At 65.4% G+C, this 15,133-nt stretch carries 14 protein-coding genes; all 14 read left to right on the top strand.

What is annotated here, in order from left to right; genetic code table 11:
* The first annotated feature begins 160 nt into the window (after window positions 1–160).
* The 14 genes from ACT53T_RS23395 (at window position 161) to ACT53T_RS23460 (ending at window position 14,857) form a co-directional block, all read left to right on the top strand.
* Window positions 161–2,071, top strand: coding sequence for a SurA N-terminal domain-containing protein (locus ACT53T_RS23395; protein ID WP_476163087.1), 1,911 nt, complete (start codon window positions 161–163; stop codon window positions 2,069–2,071).
* 5 nt (window positions 2,072–2,076) lie between these two features.
* Entirely contained in the window at window positions 2,077–3,594 is a 1,518-nt protein-coding gene (gene trpE / locus ACT53T_RS23400; protein WP_476163098.1) for an anthranilate synthase component I, read from the top strand.
* Between the two features lie 23 nt (window positions 3,595–3,617).
* On the top strand, window positions 3,618–4,181 hold the full coding sequence (locus tag ACT53T_RS23405; RefSeq protein WP_476163088.1) for a DUF6163 family protein: 564 nt from the start codon (window positions 3,618–3,620) through the stop codon (window positions 4,179–4,181).
* 207 nt (window positions 4,182–4,388) lie between these two features.
* Window positions 4,389–4,901: a transcriptional regulator LdtR gene (gene ldtR / locus ACT53T_RS23410; protein ID WP_018266040.1), complete on the top strand. Its 513-nt coding sequence runs from the start codon at window positions 4,389–4,391 to the stop codon at window positions 4,899–4,901.
* Between the two features lie 201 nt (window positions 4,902–5,102).
* Window positions 5,103–6,194, top strand: coding sequence for a site-2 protease family protein (locus ACT53T_RS23415; protein WP_476163089.1), 1,092 nt, complete (start codon window positions 5,103–5,105; stop codon window positions 6,192–6,194).
* A gap of 125 nt (window positions 6,195–6,319) precedes the next feature.
* The gene (locus tag ACT53T_RS23420) at window positions 6,320–6,931 is read left to right on the top strand and encodes an anthranilate synthase component II (protein WP_476163090.1); all 612 of its coding nucleotides are present in this window, start codon (window positions 6,320–6,322) and stop codon (window positions 6,929–6,931) included.
* A gap of 88 nt (window positions 6,932–7,019) precedes the next feature.
* Entirely contained in the window at window positions 7,020–8,033 is a 1,014-nt protein-coding gene (trpD, locus tag ACT53T_RS23425) for an anthranilate phosphoribosyltransferase (protein WP_476163091.1), read from the top strand.
* 86 nt (window positions 8,034–8,119) lie between these two features.
* The gene (gene trpC, locus ACT53T_RS23430) at window positions 8,120–8,944 is read left to right on the top strand and encodes an indole-3-glycerol phosphate synthase TrpC (RefSeq protein ID WP_476163092.1); all 825 of its coding nucleotides are present in this window, start codon (window positions 8,120–8,122) and stop codon (window positions 8,942–8,944) included.
* A 2-nt stretch (window positions 8,945–8,946) separates the two neighbouring features.
* Window positions 8,947–9,441: a cyclic pyranopterin monophosphate synthase MoaC gene (gene moaC, locus ACT53T_RS23435; protein ID WP_400768840.1), complete on the top strand. Its 495-nt coding sequence runs from the start codon at window positions 8,947–8,949 to the stop codon at window positions 9,439–9,441.
* Window positions 9,434–10,675 (top strand): molybdopterin molybdotransferase MoeA, encoded by a 1,242-nt coding sequence (locus ACT53T_RS23440; protein WP_476163093.1) that lies wholly within the window; start codon window positions 9,434–9,436, stop codon window positions 10,673–10,675. The genes moaC and ACT53T_RS23440 overlap by 8 nt, the downstream gene beginning before the upstream one ends.
* A gap of 290 nt (window positions 10,676–10,965) precedes the next feature.
* Window positions 10,966–11,178, top strand: a complete 213-nt coding sequence (locus tag ACT53T_RS23445; RefSeq protein ID WP_476163094.1) for a hypothetical protein — start codon at window positions 10,966–10,968, stop codon at window positions 11,176–11,178.
* Entirely contained in the window at window positions 11,111–12,061 is a 951-nt protein-coding gene (locus ACT53T_RS23450; protein ID WP_476163095.1) for a DUF6414 family protein, read from the top strand. The genes ACT53T_RS23445 and ACT53T_RS23450 overlap by 68 nt, the downstream gene beginning before the upstream one ends.
* 163 nt (window positions 12,062–12,224) lie before the next feature.
* A complete protein-coding gene (gyrB, locus tag ACT53T_RS23455; RefSeq protein ID WP_476163096.1) occupies window positions 12,225–14,654 on the top strand; it encodes a DNA topoisomerase (ATP-hydrolyzing) subunit B in 2,430 nt (809 codons plus the stop codon).
* Window positions 14,654–14,857 (top strand): DUF1289 domain-containing protein, encoded by a 204-nt coding sequence (locus ACT53T_RS23460; protein ID WP_476163097.1) that lies wholly within the window; start codon window positions 14,654–14,656, stop codon window positions 14,855–14,857. The genes gyrB and ACT53T_RS23460 overlap by 1 nt, the downstream gene beginning before the upstream one ends.
* Window positions 14,858–15,133: the final 276 nt, after the last annotated feature.

A 15,133-nucleotide genomic window follows, 5' to 3' on the forward strand; every position in this document is an offset into this window, starting at 1 on the left:
CTCGGTCCCGCAGCGCTCCGCCGCGCTGGAGCCCGCCCGAAGGGGCGGCGGAGCGCAAGATTGCAAGTGGAGGCGACGCTACCTATAGTCCGCGCCAATTCCGGCCGCGATCGTCAGGAAAGAGCCGGAGCCCCGCAAAGCCCAAGGGAAGCCCCAAATCATGCTGGAAGGCCTGCGCATCGCCTCGCAACATCGGATCGGCCGCATCATCCTCGGGCTCGTCATGGGCTTTATCGCGCTGAGCTTCGCGGTGTGGGGCATTGGCGACGTGTTCCGCGGCTTCACCTCCACGCGCCTCGCCAAGGTCGGCTCGGGCGAGATTTCGGTCGAAGCCTATCGCAGCGCCTATCAGAACGAGCTGCGCCGCCTGCAGCAGCGCGCCCGCCGCGCCATCACCAATGAGGAGGCCCGCCGCTTCGGCCTCGATCAGCAGGTGCTGCAGCGCATGATCACCGACCTCTCCCTCGACCAGAAGACGAAGGCGCTCGGTCTCGCCATCTCCGAGGACGAGACCTTGCGCCTCACCCGCGACGAGAATGTCTTCAAGGGTCCGACCGGCAAATTCGACTCCGACCGCTTCAAGCAGCTCATTCGCGACGCCGGCTACACGGAGCGCAGCTTCCTCCTCGAGCAGAAGGGCAGCTATCTGCGCAAGGCGCTGACCGATTCCATCGTGACCGGCCTGGAGCCGCCGCGCCTCGTGCTGGAGACGCTGCATCGCTTCCGCAACGAGATCCGCGAGGTCGATTATTTCCTGCTCCCCGCCTCCGCCGTCGGCGAGGTCGCCAAGCCGAGCGAGGAGGAGCTGAAGAAATATTTCGCCGATCGCGAGCAGAGCTTCCGCGCCCGCGAATATCGCAAGCTCGCGCTCCTCACCGTGACGCCGGCCTCGCTCGCCGAGCCGCAGAAGGTCGCCGAGGCCGATGTCCGCAAGCTCTATGACGAGGTCAAGGCCAAGCGCTACGGCACGGCCGAGAAGCGCCATTTGCGCCAGATTCTCTTCGCCTCCAAGGAGGAAGCCGAGAAGGCGCTGGAGCGTCTGAAGGGCGGCCTCTCCTTCGACGCGCTGGCCGGCGAGCGCAAGCTCTCGCAAAAGGACATAGACCTCGGCCTGCTCGAGGCGCACGACCTCGGCGACAAGCAGATCGCCGACAAGGTCTTCGCCTCGCGCGAGCCGGGCTTCGTCGGCCCCATTCAGACCGCCTTCGGCGCGGCGATCCTGCAGGTCGAGAAGATCATCCCCAGCGTCTTCACCCGCAGCTATGAGGAGGCCGCCGACGAGCTGCGCCGCGAGATCGCGCAGGAGCGCTCGGCGCCGTCCGTGCGCAAGCTGCATGACGCGATCGAGGATCAGCGCACCGGCGGCAAGACGCTGGCCGAGGCCGCCAAGGCCGCCGGCCTCGAGGTCGCGACGATAGAGGCGGTGGATTCGACCGGCCTCGATCCCGCCGGCAAGAATGTTCCCGCCCTCTTCGGCTCCGAGGATCTGCTGAAGGCGGTGTTCGCCTCCGACGTCGGCGTGGACAATGACACTGTGCCGACGCGCGACGGCGGCTATGTCTGGTTCGAGATCGCCAAGGTGGAGCCGGCGCGCCAGCGCAGCTTCGACGAGGTGAAGGAAGCCGTCGAGACCGCTCTGCGCGGCGAGAAGCAGCAGAAGGCGCTGACCGAGCGCGCCGAGGCGCTGACCGCGGAGCTGCGCGGCGGCAAGGCGATAGAGGACGTCGCCAAAGGCGCCGGCGCCGAGGTCCGCCATGTGAGCGATGTGAAACGCGCGCCGCATCCTGAGCTGTCGACCGCGGCCATCGTCGCCATTTTCGACGCGCCGCCCAAGGGCGCCGGCTCCGCCGCGGTCGATGGCGGACGCCTCGTCTTCGAGGTGAAAGGCGCGTCGACGCCGGCCTATGATCCCGCCTCCATCGAGGCCAAGGCGGCGATCGACCAGCTGCGGCCGGCCTTCACCAATGATATTCTCGAGCAATATGTCGGCGCGCTCGAGAAGGTCTTCAACGTCTCGATCAACGAGCGTGCGTTGCAGGCGGCGACCGGCGGAGCGGAACAGAACCAGTGAGCGCATTGTCGGAACCGTCGTTCGACGAATTCGCCGCCGCCTATGAGGCGGGCCGCGCGTCGCTGGCGGCGACGCGGCTCGTCGCCGACCTCGAGACGCCGGTCGCGGCCTATCTGAAGCTGACGCGCGCGCGTACGGCCAATGTCTTCCTGCTGGAATCGGTAGAGGGCGGCGCCGCGCGCGGACGCTATTCGATGATCGGGCTCGATCCCGACATCGTCTTCCGCATCCATGGCGAGACGGCCGAGATCAACCGCCGCGCGCTACGCGACGGCGACGCTTTCGAGCCCTGCGCGAAGCCGCCGCTCGACGCGCTGCGCGAGCTGCTCGCCGAATCCGCGATCGACGAGGTCGCGCATCTGCCGCCCATGGCGGCGGGCGTGTTCGGCTATCTCGGCTATGACACTGTGCGGCTGATGGAGCGCCTCGCCCCGGCCAAGGACGATAAGATCGGCGTGCCGGACGCGATATTGCTGCGGCCGACCGTCATGGTCGTCTTCGACAATGTGCGCGACGAGATCATCGTGGTGACGCCCGCCCGCCCCGCCGCCGGCGTTTCCGCAAAGGCCGCCTACGAGGCGGCGCTCGCGCGCCTCGACGCCGTGGTCGCGACATTGGAGGCGCCGCTCGAGCAGCGCGAGGCGGAGGCCGATCCGCATCTTCTCGCCGAGGAGCCGGTCTCCAACACCGCGCCCGGGCGTTTCCTGGAAATGGTCGAGCGCGCCAAGGATTACATTCGCGCCGGCGATATTTTCCAGGTCGTGCTGTCGCAGCGCTTCACCGCGCCTTTCGCCCTGCCCGCCTTCGCGCTCTATCGCGCGCTGCGCCGCGTCAATCCGGCGCCCTTTCTCTGCTTTCTCAATTTCGGCGATTTCCAGATCGTCTGCTCCTCGCCGGAAATTCTGGTGCGCGTCGCCGAAGGCAAGGTGACGATCCGCCCCATCGCCGGCACGCGCTGGCGCAGCGCCGTGAAGGCGGAGGACGAGCGCCTCGCCGCCGAGCTTCTCGCCGATGAGAAAGAACGCGCCGAGCATTTGATGCTGCTCGATCTCGGACGCAATGACGTCGGCCGCGTCGCCGCGACGGGGAGCGTGCGGGTGACGGACAGCTTCACCATCGAGCGCTACAGCCATGTGATGCATATCGTCTCCAATGTGGAAGGCGCGCTCGATCCCGCGCGCGACTGCATAGACGCGCTCGCCGCCGGCTTTCCGGCCGGCACGGTCTCCGGCGCGCCGAAAGTCCGCGCCATGGAGATCATCGACGAATTGGAGACCGACAAGCGCGGCATCTATGGCGGCTGCATCGGCTATTTCGGCGCCGGCGGGCAGATGGACACTTGCATCGTGCTGCGCACGGCGATCGTGAAAGACGGAAAGATGCATGTGCAGGCGGGCGCCGGCGTCGTCTATGACAGCGACCCCGATTACGAGCATCGCGAGACGGTGAACAAGTCCAAGGCGCTGTTCCGCGCCGCGGAGGAGGCCGTGCGCTTCGCGACGCGCGCGCGGCGCGGGCAGTAGAGCCTTAGCGAAAGAGGCGCGGCGTGACCGAGCATACGCTCTATGAGGAGGCGGACGACCCTCACCGGCCGATCCGCCTCGGCGACGCCGGCGCGGCGGGCCAGTCGGCGCGCTGGGGCCATATGCTCACGCTGTTCATGCGCGTCATGGCGCTGTTCTGGCTGCTGCAGGGCGTGATGCAATGGGTCATCGTGCTCACCGCGAGCCGGCCCATATTCGACGAGACGCCGACCAACGCCGCCATCGCCGTCGTGTTCTTCGCCGTGCTCGATCTCGTCGCCGGCGTCGGGCTCTGGCTGGCGACGCCCTGGGGCGGCGTGCTGTGGCTGCTCATCGCCGGCGCGCAAATCTTCGTGACCTTGAGCGTGCCGGGATTTTTCGCCGGCGGCTATTGGCTGATCGCTCTCGATCTCGCGCTCATCGGCCTCTATTTCTTCCTCACCTTCGAGGCCGGCCGCGATTATGAGGCGCAACGCCTGCGCGAGAAGCGCCGCAGGCGGCGTGGTCCCGAGGCCGAGGCCGCGGACGGCCGCTTCAGCCGCCTGCAACGGCAGGCGCGCGCGCTTCTCTCCCGGTTCGGCCGGTGAGGCGCGCGGCGCACGTCCGCGATACGGCTAATACAATTCTAACGACTTGATTCACCACCCATTTACCGCATCGACGGTAGTGGAGGTAAACGACGGATTCAGGCTGTTGTTTAAAGCGGTCTTCATTCGCGGCGGATAGGTTCTGGTCCATCGAGACACGGACCGGACTTCGAATATCCGGCGCAATAAACGAGACGGAGCTTGTTCATGAATACGGCGTCGAAGACCGAGGCGGCGCAGGTCCGCTCAGAGAAGATCAACGAAATTCGTCCGATCTATCTCGAATCCCTCACGCTGGTGGAGCGTCTGCATCGCCGCCTGCTCGATGTCATCAAGGACGAGTTCGACCGCCGCAATCGCGGCGACGTCAATTCCGTGCAGGCGCTGCTGCTCTACAATATCGGCGACAAGGAGCTCACCGCGAGCGAGCTGCGCACGCGCGGCTATTATCTCGGCTCCAACGTCTCCTACAATGTCAAGAAGCTCGTCGAGATGGGCTACCTCCACCACGCCCGCTCGCGCGTCGATCGCCGCTCCGTGCGCATCAGCCTCACGCCCAAGGGCAAGGAGGTTCATGATATCGTCGCAGCCCTCTACGAGAAGCATGCGACCACGGTGGAGCAGATCGGCGGCGTCTCCACCGCCGAGTTCCGCACCGTCAACACCGCGCTGACGCGCCTCGAGCGCTTCTGGACGGATCAGATTCGCTATCGCCTCTGACGCTTCCTCCGAGACTTTCTCCGCTCCACTCGGGCGATCTTCGCTTCACGCGTCGATCGCCCTTTTTCTTGGCCGCATGTCGCGATTTTTGGCCGCCTATCGCGGATTCTCGGCCGCCTATCGCGGATTTTTGGCGGAATGTCGCGGATTTCTGCTATGAGAAACGCTCGCGGACGTTACGTCGATAGAGAGGCCTCTTCCATGCGCTGGTCGCTCACGCTCGGCTCGTTCAAGGGCACGGCCGTCCGCATTCACATCACTTTTCTGCTGCTGCTCGCCTGGATCGGCTTTTCCGCCTATCGCAGCGGCGGCGCGCAGGCGGCGCGCGACAGCGTGATCTTCATCACGCTCATTTTCGCCTGCGTCGTGCTGCATGAGTTCGGCCATATTCTGATGGCGCGGCGCTTCGGCATTCTCTCGACCGAGGTCACGCTGCTGCCGATCGGCGGCGTCGCCAATCTCGACCATATGCCGGAAAAGCCCTCTCAGGAGCTGCTGGTCGCGCTCGCCGGGCCGATGGTGAACATCGTCATCGCCACCGTGCTGTTCGTCGCGCTCGGCGCCTTCCAGCCGGAGACGCTGGCGCAGCTCGACGATCCGCATCTCAACGTCCTCGCGCGTCTCGCCGCCGCAAATCTGTTTCTAGCGCTGTTCAACATGATCCCGGCCTTCCCCATGGACGGCGGCCGCGTGCTGCGCGCCGCGCTCGCTATGTGGCTGCCCCGCGGAAAGGCGACGCGCATCGCCGCCTCCATCGGCCAAGGTTTCGCCTTCGCGCTCGGCTTCTTGGGGCTGTTCGGCAATCCCATGCTCGTCTTCATCGCCATTTTCGTCTACATCGCCGCCAGCGGCGAGGCGCAGATGACGGTCGCGAGCGAGGCCGCGCGCGGCCTCACCGTCGCCGACGCCATGGAGACCCGCATCGCCGCCATTGCCTGGGGCGCCGACCTCGGCGAGGCGGTCGAGACTCTGCTCGCGACCTCGCAGGACCAGTTTCCGGTGGTCGCGGCGGATGGCCGCTTCATGGGCCTGCTCGACCGCTCGGACATAATCGAGGCGCTGAAGGCCGACGACCGCAGCGCGCCGATCGCCCCCCATGTGCAGCGCGACGCCCCCACCGTGAGCGCGGCCGCGCCGCTGGACGCGACGATCGAAAAATTCGCCGGCGCCTCGGCCATGGGCGTGCTGGGCGCCGATGGCGCGCTCGTCGGCCTGCTGACGCGCCAGAGCATCGGCGAGATCATGCTCATCGCCAATCTGCGGCCGGATTGGCGGCTGGGCCGGCGCGGCTGAAGGAGCCGCCCCCCCCCCCCCGGCCGAGCGGCGCGAATGAATTGACTTGAGCGGCCGAAGAGCCGAAAAAATCGAGCCGCGGCGGGCGAGCAGCCCGCGCCGCCGAGAACCGGACCCAAGCGCGAATGACAAAAGTCACGCTCATCGACAATTACGACAGCTTCACCTTCAACCTCGTGCATTATTTCGGCTCGCTCGGGGCCGAGGTGACGGTCAAGCGAAACGATGCGGTCTCAGTCGCCGAAGTGCTCGCCGCCGGCCCGGAGGCGATCGTGCTCTCGCCCGGCCCCTGCACGCCCAAGGAGGCGGGCATCTGCCTCGATCTCATCGCCGCGGCCTGGGCGACGATTCCGATTTTCGGCGTCTGCCTCGGCCATCAATCCATCGGCCTGTCCTTCGGCGGCGATGTGATCCGCGCGCCCCTGCCCGTGCACGGCAAGATGGCGACGATCCTGCACGAGGGCGAGACGATCTTCCGCGGCATAGAGGGGCCGTTCCAGGCGACGCGCTATCACTCGCTGATCGTCGCGCGCGAGACCTTGCCCTCCTGCCTGCGCGTCACCGCCGAGACGCCGGACGGGCTCATCATGGGCCTCTCGCATGAGAGCGCGCCCGTGCATGGCGTGCAATTCCACCCCGAGAGCATAACCTCGGAGCATGGGCACAAGATTTTGCGCAATTTCCTCGATCTCGCGCAGGAATGGAACGCGACGCGCCGCCCCGCCAAAGTCGCGTGAGTCGCTGCGAGCCCGAAGGCTCGCGGTCCAGAGCCCGCATTGGACCGCGAGCCTTCGGGCTCGCATCCTTCAACCGAGATTTTCGGCCGTGACCGACCTCAAGCCCTATCTCGCCGCCCTCGCCGCCGGCGCGACGCTCTCCCGGCAGGAGGCGCGCGCGGCGATCTCCACAGTGCTCGAAGGCGGCGCGACGCCGGCGCAGCTCGGCGCCTTTCTGATGGGCCTGCGCCAGCGCGGCGAGACCGTGGACGAAATCATCGGCGCGGCGGAGGCCATGCGCGCGGCGATGGCGCCGGTCGCGGGCGCAACGGATGCGATCGACATTGTCGGAACCGGCGGCGACGGCGCCGGCACCTATAATGTCTCCACCCTGGCGGCGATCATCGTGGCCGGCTGCGGCGTGCGCGTCGCCAAGCATGGCGGAAGGGCCGCCTCCTCGCGCTCCGGCGCCAGCGACGTTCTGGCGGAGCTCGGCGTCAAGGTCGGCGGCGCGCCCGAGCACGCCGAATTTTGCCTCGCGGAAACAGGCATTTGCTTCATGGCGGCGGCGACGCATCACCGGGCCATGCGCCATGCCGCGCCGGTGCGCGGAGAACTCGGCCTGCGCACGATCTTCAATCTGCTCGGCCCGCTGTGCAATCCGGCGCGGGTGGAGAAGCAGCTGCTCGGCGTCTCCTCCCGCGCGCTGCTGGAGCCGCTGGCGCGCGTCTTGGCGGAACTGGGCGCAAAGCGCGTCTGGCTCGTCCATGGCGAGGACGGGCTCGACGAATTGACGACGACCGCGGCCTCTCATGTCGTCGCGCTCGAGGACGGCGCCGTCAGAAGCTTCACGGTGACGCCGGAGGAAGCAGGCTTGACGCGCGCTGAGCCGCAGGCGCTCGTCGGCGGCGATCCCGCCCATAACGCCCGCGCGCTGCGGGCCGTGCTCGCGGGGGCGCGCGACGCCTATCGCGACATCGCCACGCTCAACGCCGCGGCGGCGCTGGTGGTGGCGGGAGCGGCGTCCGATCTTCGCGAGGGCGCGAATCTCGCCGCTCGGGCGCTGGACAGCGGCGCCGCGCAGGCCAAGCTCGAGGCGCTCATTCGCGTCTCCAATGCGTGAACGCGCCGCGCCGGCTGGAAATGCTTCGTGTCCTTCGTGTGTTCGTGGTAGAAAAGCTGTGCAAGGCGCGAAGGACCGTGAGCGGCATGACCGACATTCTGAGCAAGATCGAAGCCTATAAGCGAACGGAGATCGCCGAAGCCAAAGTGCGCATGCCGCTGGCGACGCTCGAGCGCAATGTGCGCGATCATGATCCGCCGCGCGGCTTCGTCCATGCGATCGAGGCCAAGCTCGCCGAGGGACGCATCGCGCTGATCGCCGAAATCAAGAAGGCGAGCCCATCCAAAGGCGTGCTGCGCCATGATTTCGATCCGCCGGCGCTGGCCCGCGCCTATGAGGCAGGCGGCGCCGCCTGCCTTTCGGTGCTGACCGACGGCCCCTCTTTCCAGGGCAAGCTCGAGGATCTCGAGGCCGCGCGCAAGGCCGCCAATCTGCCGGCGATTCGCAAGGATTTCCTCTACGACCCCTATCAGGTCTTCGAGGCGCGCGCCCATGGCGCCGATTGCATTTTGATCATCATGGCCGCCGTCTCCGACGAGGAGGCCCTGCGCCTCAACACAACGGCGCATGATCTGCGCATGGACGTTCTCGTCGAGGTCCACAATGAGGAGGAGCTCGACCGCGCGCTGGCGCTGGAGACGCGGCTCATCGGCGTGAACAATCGCAATCTGCATACGTTCGACGTCACGCTGGAGACGACCGAGCGGCTCGTCGAGCGCATTCCCAAGGACAAGATCATCGTCGCCGAGAGCGGCATAACGAGCCATGAGGATTGCCTGCGGCTCGAGAAGGCCGGCGTCTTCACCTTCCTCGTCGGCGAGAGCCTCGTTCGCAAGGACGATGTGACGACCGCGACGCGCGAGCTGCTGCATGGCTCGGCCAAGGGCGACCACAGGCGGGCGCGCGCATAGACATGGGCTCGCTGACGCATCTCTCGAACAAGGGCGAAGCGCATATCGTCGACGTCTCCGACAAGGCGGAGACGAAGCGCGTCGCCATCGCCCGCGGCGAGATCGTGATGGACGCCGCGACGCTCGCTCTCGCGGTCGAGGGGCAGGCGAAGAAGGGCGATGTGTTCGGCGTCGCGCGCGTCGCCGGCATTATGGCGGCGAAGAAGACGCATGAGCTGATCCCGCTCTGCCATCCTCTGCCCGTCACCAAGATCGCGGTCGATCTCGAGCCGGACGCCAATCTCCCCGGCGTGCGCGCGACGGCGGAAGTCTCCGTCACAGGCAAGACCGGCGTGGAAATGGAGGCGCTGACCGCGGTCGGCGTCGCTCTGTTGACGATCTACGACATGCTGAAGGCCGTCGATCGCGGCATGCGCATCGAGGGAATCGAGCTGGTCGAGAAACGCGGCGGACGCTCCGGCGAATGGCGTCGCGACGAAATGGACAAGAATGGCTGACGACAAATTGCTGTCCGTGGACGAAGCTCTCGCCCGCGTGCTCGCCGGCGCGACGCGCCTCTCCGGCGAAGAGGAGGTTCCGCTCTCCAAGGCGCTCGGCCGCACTCTGGCGAAGGATCTCGTCTCGCGCCGCACGCAGCCGCCGGTCGCGGTCTCCGCCATGGACGGCTATGCGCTGCGCGCCGCCGATCTCGCGGCGCCCGGCGCGCGGCTGAAGCTCGTCGGCGAGAGCGCCGCCGGCCATGGCTATCACGCGGCGCTCGGCGCCGGCGAGACAGCGCGCATCTTCACCGGCGCGCCCGTGCCCGAGGGCGCCGATACGATCCTGCTGCAGGAGGACGCGACGGTGGACGCGGCCGGAATCGGCGCCGCCTCCCCGCCCCCGCCCGGCCGGCATATTCGCGCGCGCGGGCTCGATTTTCGCGCGGGCGACCCCGCCCTCTTCGCCGGAACGCGCATCGGCCCCAGCGAGCTGGCGCTCGCCGCCGCCATCAATCATCCGCTGCTTCCCGTCGCGCGGCGCCCGCGCGTGGCGCTGATCGCCTCGGGCGACGAACTGGTTCCGCCCGGCGCCGAGCCCGGCCCCTCGCAGATCATCGCCTGCAACGGCTATGCGGTGGCGGCCATCGCCGAAGCCGCCGGCGCGGAGGTCATCGATCTCGGCATTTTCCGCGACGATATCGCCGAGCTGGAAAAAGCCCTGGAGCAGGCGCGCGCGGCCAAAGCCGATATTGTGGTGACGCTGGGCGGCGCCTCGGTCGGCGATCACGATCTCTTGCGGCCGGCCCTCGCCCGCCAGGGCATGGCGCTCGATTTTTGGCGCATCGCCATGCGGCCGGGCAAGCCGCTGATCCATGGAACGCTGGGCGAGGCGCGCATATTGGGCCTGCCGGGCAATCCGGTGGCGGCTTTCGTCTGCGCGCTGGTCTTCCTCGGCCCGCTCATTCGCGCGCTGCAAGGCGATCCGCGCGCGGGGGCGGACGAGACCGAGGCCGCCGTCGCCGGCGCGCCGCTGAAGCCCAACAAGGGCCGCCGCGACTATATGCGCGCGACGCTGTCGCGCGACGCCGAGGGCCGGCTCGTCGCCACGCCGCAAGCCTTGCAGGATTCCTCGCTGCTGACAGAGCTCGCGCGCTCGCAGGCGCTGCTCATCCGCGAGGCCGGCGCCGGCGCGGTGGATGCCGGCGGCCCTTGCCGGATTTTGAGGTTGCCGGGGGCTTTCGTCGGGGCGTGAGGAGCCGAGATCAAGATCAGCGCGCGGTGTCGATCGAGTTAATGGCAACCAACTGCATGCGGACGCCAGTGTGCAATGCGTAGGGTTTTCCAGCGGCAAAGATGCACTTGATCAATTTTTTATAAAATTCAATTATAGAAAAGAGCGCACTATTTCGCTAGTCGCAACCGAGTCTAGCGCTATTTGGATGGAGTCGGGCGCCACAATCATCGCGCGACCCGCGACCAGCGGGGTGGTCAACGCTTTGTTTGCTTGCGCTGACGATTACCTCGTCACCGGGAGTTGAAGGCATGAGCAGACAGCGCGAAGATAAAAACGCCGGGCTGATCGGAACGGTAGTTAAAAAAGCGTTGGCACGGCTCCGCCCCACAGATAAGAAACAGATTGAAGATGCCGTCGAAGCCACGCGGCACGAGGAATTGGAAATCAGACAATATGTCGAAGAACGACGAGAAAGCATTCGAAGCGGCGCGAGACGAGCGCCAAAGCGATTCCGTATTTGACTTTCTATATTGCGATTCACGCCGTATTGGCTCGTTTTTGGCGCAGTTTGATGATTCAGGCCACCTTGAACGAGTCACTCAGAAAGAAAGTGTCACGAAAGGAGCTAAACGAGGTGTTTCTGTAAATGTCGGGGGAGGAGCTACCGTCGCTGGAACCGGTGGAAGTGGAAATTTGGGTATCAGCGTTACGCCAGACACTGGCGCTAGTGAGGCGAGCGAGCGAGTCTACGATCCTTTGTGGTCTAATGCTCGCACTTTCTTGGATTTCGCTGAAGACAAAGGCTTGATTGCAAGAAATATTAACGAAGCGAGGATTGGCCAATTTGTAATGGCCAAAGGTACACTAGTTTTGTCGGACTTAGAGATGCTAAAAGGCATGTACGCAGACCCGGTTCTCGGTAAATTTATAAAACAAGCCATGGATCAGTCTTCGGAACTTGGCACCGCCGAGCCCGCAACGAGGTCAGAACGCCGACGCTCAGCAAAATTAACCCCAACACAAAAAACACCATCTCCGTCAGATTTAGTTCTTTCAACATTATCGCTACTTCCACACTCAGCACAGATGACATTGTACGCACCAGCGTACACAATATGGAGCACAATATCTGCCGAATACATGGTCACAAAAGTGGCCGATCTTCTTCTAAAGCACGGACCCATCATACAGGGAGAATGGAATATTCTTGGGATACTCGACGCAACACCTGACGCTGGATTTGCTCCCAACGGTCTAGACCCGGATCTTGCGCAGACTATTGGCGGCACGCCGATTGGAGTGATGGCTGCGTATCTTGGCCCTGTTATCCGAAACGTAGTCGGTCGTCCCGTCGGCACTTATGGTATGACACTTCTCCTCGCATTCCGCGAACTGACCCCCTAGGTCAACGCCTTTCCCCGACACAGAATACTTGCGACTCGGAGGCATCAATCCGGAGTCGAAATGACCGCAGCGCAGCCGCTAGGTTTTTCTTCGCTTTTCCACTGCCTTTCGCGGTAAAAACAACATTCTCGAATCGAGCCCTGCCCGAGGAGCCAAAACCCGCATGACCGACACCGAAGACGGAGCCGCCACGCCGCCCGAATATGGCGCGGATTCCATCAAGGTGCTGCGCGGCCTCGACGCCGTCCGCAAGCGCCCGGGCATGTATATCGGCGACACCGATGACGGCACCGGCCTGCATCACATGGTCTATGAGGTCGTCGACAACGCCATCGACGAAGCGCTCGCCGGCCACGCCACGCTCGTCACCGTGACGCTGAACGCCGACGGCTCCTGCACCGTCACCGACAATGGCCGCGGCGTTCCGACCGGCATTCACAAGGAGGAAGGCGTCTCCGCGGCCGAGGTCATCATGACCCAGCTGCACGCCGGCGGTAAATTCGACCAGAACTCCTATAAGGTCTCGGGCGGCCTGCACGGCGTCGGCGTCTCGGTCGTCAACGCGCTGTCCGTTTGGCTGAAGCTGCGCATTTGGCAGGAGGGGCGCGAGCATTTCATGGAATTCGCCAATGGCGATTCCGTCGCGCCGCTCGCTGTCGTCGGCAAAGCGCCGATCGAGGACGGCAAGCCCAAGCGCGGAACGGAAGTCACCTTCCTGCCGTCGCTCGAGACGTTCAAGACCGTCGTCGAATTCGATTATGCGACCATAGAGCATCGCCTGCGCGAGCTCGCCTTTCTGAACTCGGGCGTCCGCATCGTGCTCACCGACGCGCGCCATGCGGAGCAAAAGCGCGAGGAGCTCTATTACGAGGGCGGGCTCGAGGCCTTCGTGCGCTATCTCGATCGCGCCAAGTCGGCGCTGATCGGCGCGCCGATCCTCATCCACGGCCAGCGCGAGCACATCAATGTCGAAGTCGCGCTATGGTGGAACGACTCCTACCACGAGAATATTCTGGCCTTCACCAACAACATCCCGCAGCGCGACGGCGGCACGCATCTCGCGGGCTTTCGCGCCGCGCTGACGCGGCAGATCACCGGCTATTCCGAGCGCTCCGGCCTCACCAAGCGCGAGAAGGTCGATCTGACCGGCGACGATTGCCGAGAAGGCCTCACCTGCGTCGTCTCGGTGAAGGTGCCGGACCCGAAATTCTCGTCGCAGACGAAGGACAAGCTGGTCTCGTCCGAGGTGCGTCCGGCGGTCGAGAATGTCGTCAATGAGCTGCTCGACCAATGGCTCGAGGAGCATCCGCAAGAGGCGAAGAGCGTCGTCTCCAAAGTCTGCGAGGCCGCCGCCGCGCGCGAGGCGGCGCGCAAGGCGCGTGAGCTGACGCGGCGCAAAGGCGCGCTCGACGTCGCCAATCTTCCCGGCAAGCTCGCCGATTGTCAGGAGCGCGATCCGGCGAAAGCCGAGCTCTTCATCGTCGAGGGCGATTCCGCCGGCGGCACGGCCAAGCAGGGCCGCAATCGCGAGTTCCAAGCCGTGCTTCCATTGCGCGGCAAAATCTTGAATGTGGAGCGCGCGCGCTTCGACAAAATGCTGTCGTCCGAGCAGATCGGCACGCTCATCACCGCGCTCGGCACCGGCATCGGCCGCGACGAGTTCAACGCCGACAAGCTGCGCTATCACAAAATCATCATCATGACCGACGCCGACGTCGACGGCGCCCATATTCGCACGCTGATCCTCACCTTCTTCTATCGGCAGATGCCTCAGCTGATCGATCGCGGCCATGTGTTCATCGCGCAGGCGCCGCTCTATAAGGTGACGAAGGGCAAATCGACGCAATATTTGAAGGACGAGCGCGCGCTCGAGGATTATCTCATCGACTCGCTGCTCGACGGCGCCGTGCTTCGCTGTGGCACTGGCGAGGAGCGCGCCGGCAAGGATTTGCGCCAGGCGCTCGAGGATGCGCGCTCCTTCCGCACCATCATGAATGGCCTGCATTCGCGCTACGACCGCAATGTGGTGGAGCAGGCGACGATGGCGAACGCGCTGCAATCGCCGCCCGAAGAAGCGAAGGCGAAAGAGGTCGCCGAGCGCCTCAACGCCATAGCGGAGGAGACCGAGCGCGGCTGGACCGGCGAATTGCGCGAGGGCGGCTATGTCTTCCGCCGCACGCTGCGCGGCGTCGCGCAAGCGGTGACGCTGGATGCGGCGCTGCTCGCCTCCAGCGAGGCGCGCAAGCTGCAGGAGCGCGCGGAGAGCCTGCGCGAAATTTTTGCCGGCCCCGCGGCGCTGGCGCGGCGCAGCGACGAAACCGCGCTCTCCGGCCCTCTGGCGCTCTATGACGCAATGGCGGCGCAGGGCCGCAAGGGACTCACCATTCAGCGCTACAAAGGCCTCGGCGAGATGAACGCCGAGCAATTGTGGGAGACGACGCTCGACCGCGAGGTGCGCTCGCTTCTGCAGGTGAAGGTGAAGGAGGCGGCGGAGGCCGAGGATATTTTCGTGAAGCTGATGGGCGACATCGTCGAGCCGCGCCGCGAGTTCATCCAGGAGAATGCGCTGAACGTCGCCAATTTGGACGTGTGATGGTCGAAACGCCCTGCGTAAAAATCTGCCGCATCGACGCGCCGACGGGCTTTTGCGTCGGCTGCGCGCGGACGATGGCCGAGATCGCCGGCTGGCGCGACGCTTCCGAGGCGGAGCGCGCGCGCATTCTCGCCGCTCTGCCGACGCGACGCGCGCGCCTGCCGAAGGAGCCTCACGCGTCGCCGCAGACGAAGAGGTCGTGAAGCCAGCGCGCTCGTCGGCCCTCTGGCCGAATGGGCCGGAGCCCCTCTTGCCAAAGGCGGAGCCTCGAGCCTATAGCTTGCCTGTTCGTCGGCGGACGGCCGCGGGAATGAGACCTTCGATCTTTTTGATTGCATTCTTGAAAACTGCTTCCCTCTCGTGATCTGCCCCCGCCGGTTCATCCCTCGACCGAAAGGCGAGACATGACGAAGATACTTCCTGTCATAATGTGCGGCGGGGCGGGCACGCGCGTATGGCCCGAATCGCGGGAAACTCTC

The organism is Methylosinus sp. DMC45 (genome assembly GCF_056313885.1).

Coding starts and splice junctions, on each gene's coding strand:
- ACT53T_RS23395 (WP_476163087.1), top strand. CDS start 161: ATGCTGGAAGGCCTGCGCATCGCCTCGCAACATCGGATCGGCCGCATC.
- ldtR (WP_018266040.1), top strand. CDS start 4,389: ATGAATACGGCGTCGAAGACCGAGGCGGCGCAGGTCCGCTCAGAGAAG.
- ACT53T_RS23415 (WP_476163089.1), top strand. CDS start 5,103: ATGCGCTGGTCGCTCACGCTCGGCTCGTTCAAGGGCACGGCCGTCCGC.
- ACT53T_RS23420 (WP_476163090.1), top strand. CDS start 6,320: ATGACAAAAGTCACGCTCATCGACAATTACGACAGCTTCACCTTCAAC.
- trpC (WP_476163092.1), top strand. CDS start 8,120: ATGACCGACATTCTGAGCAAGATCGAAGCCTATAAGCGAACGGAGATC.
- moaC (WP_400768840.1), top strand. CDS start 8,947: ATGGGCTCGCTGACGCATCTCTCGAACAAGGGCGAAGCGCATATCGTC.
- ACT53T_RS23440 (WP_476163093.1), top strand. CDS start 9,434: ATGGCTGACGACAAATTGCTGTCCGTGGACGAAGCTCTCGCCCGCGTG.
- ACT53T_RS23445 (WP_476163094.1), top strand. CDS start 10,966: ATGAGCAGACAGCGCGAAGATAAAAACGCCGGGCTGATCGGAACGGTA.
- ACT53T_RS23450 (WP_476163095.1), top strand. CDS start 11,111: ATGTCGAAGAACGACGAGAAAGCATTCGAAGCGGCGCGAGACGAGCGC.
- gyrB (WP_476163096.1), top strand. CDS start 12,225: ATGACCGACACCGAAGACGGAGCCGCCACGCCGCCCGAATATGGCGCG.
- ACT53T_RS23460 (WP_476163097.1), top strand. CDS start 14,654: ATGGTCGAAACGCCCTGCGTAAAAATCTGCCGCATCGACGCGCCGACG.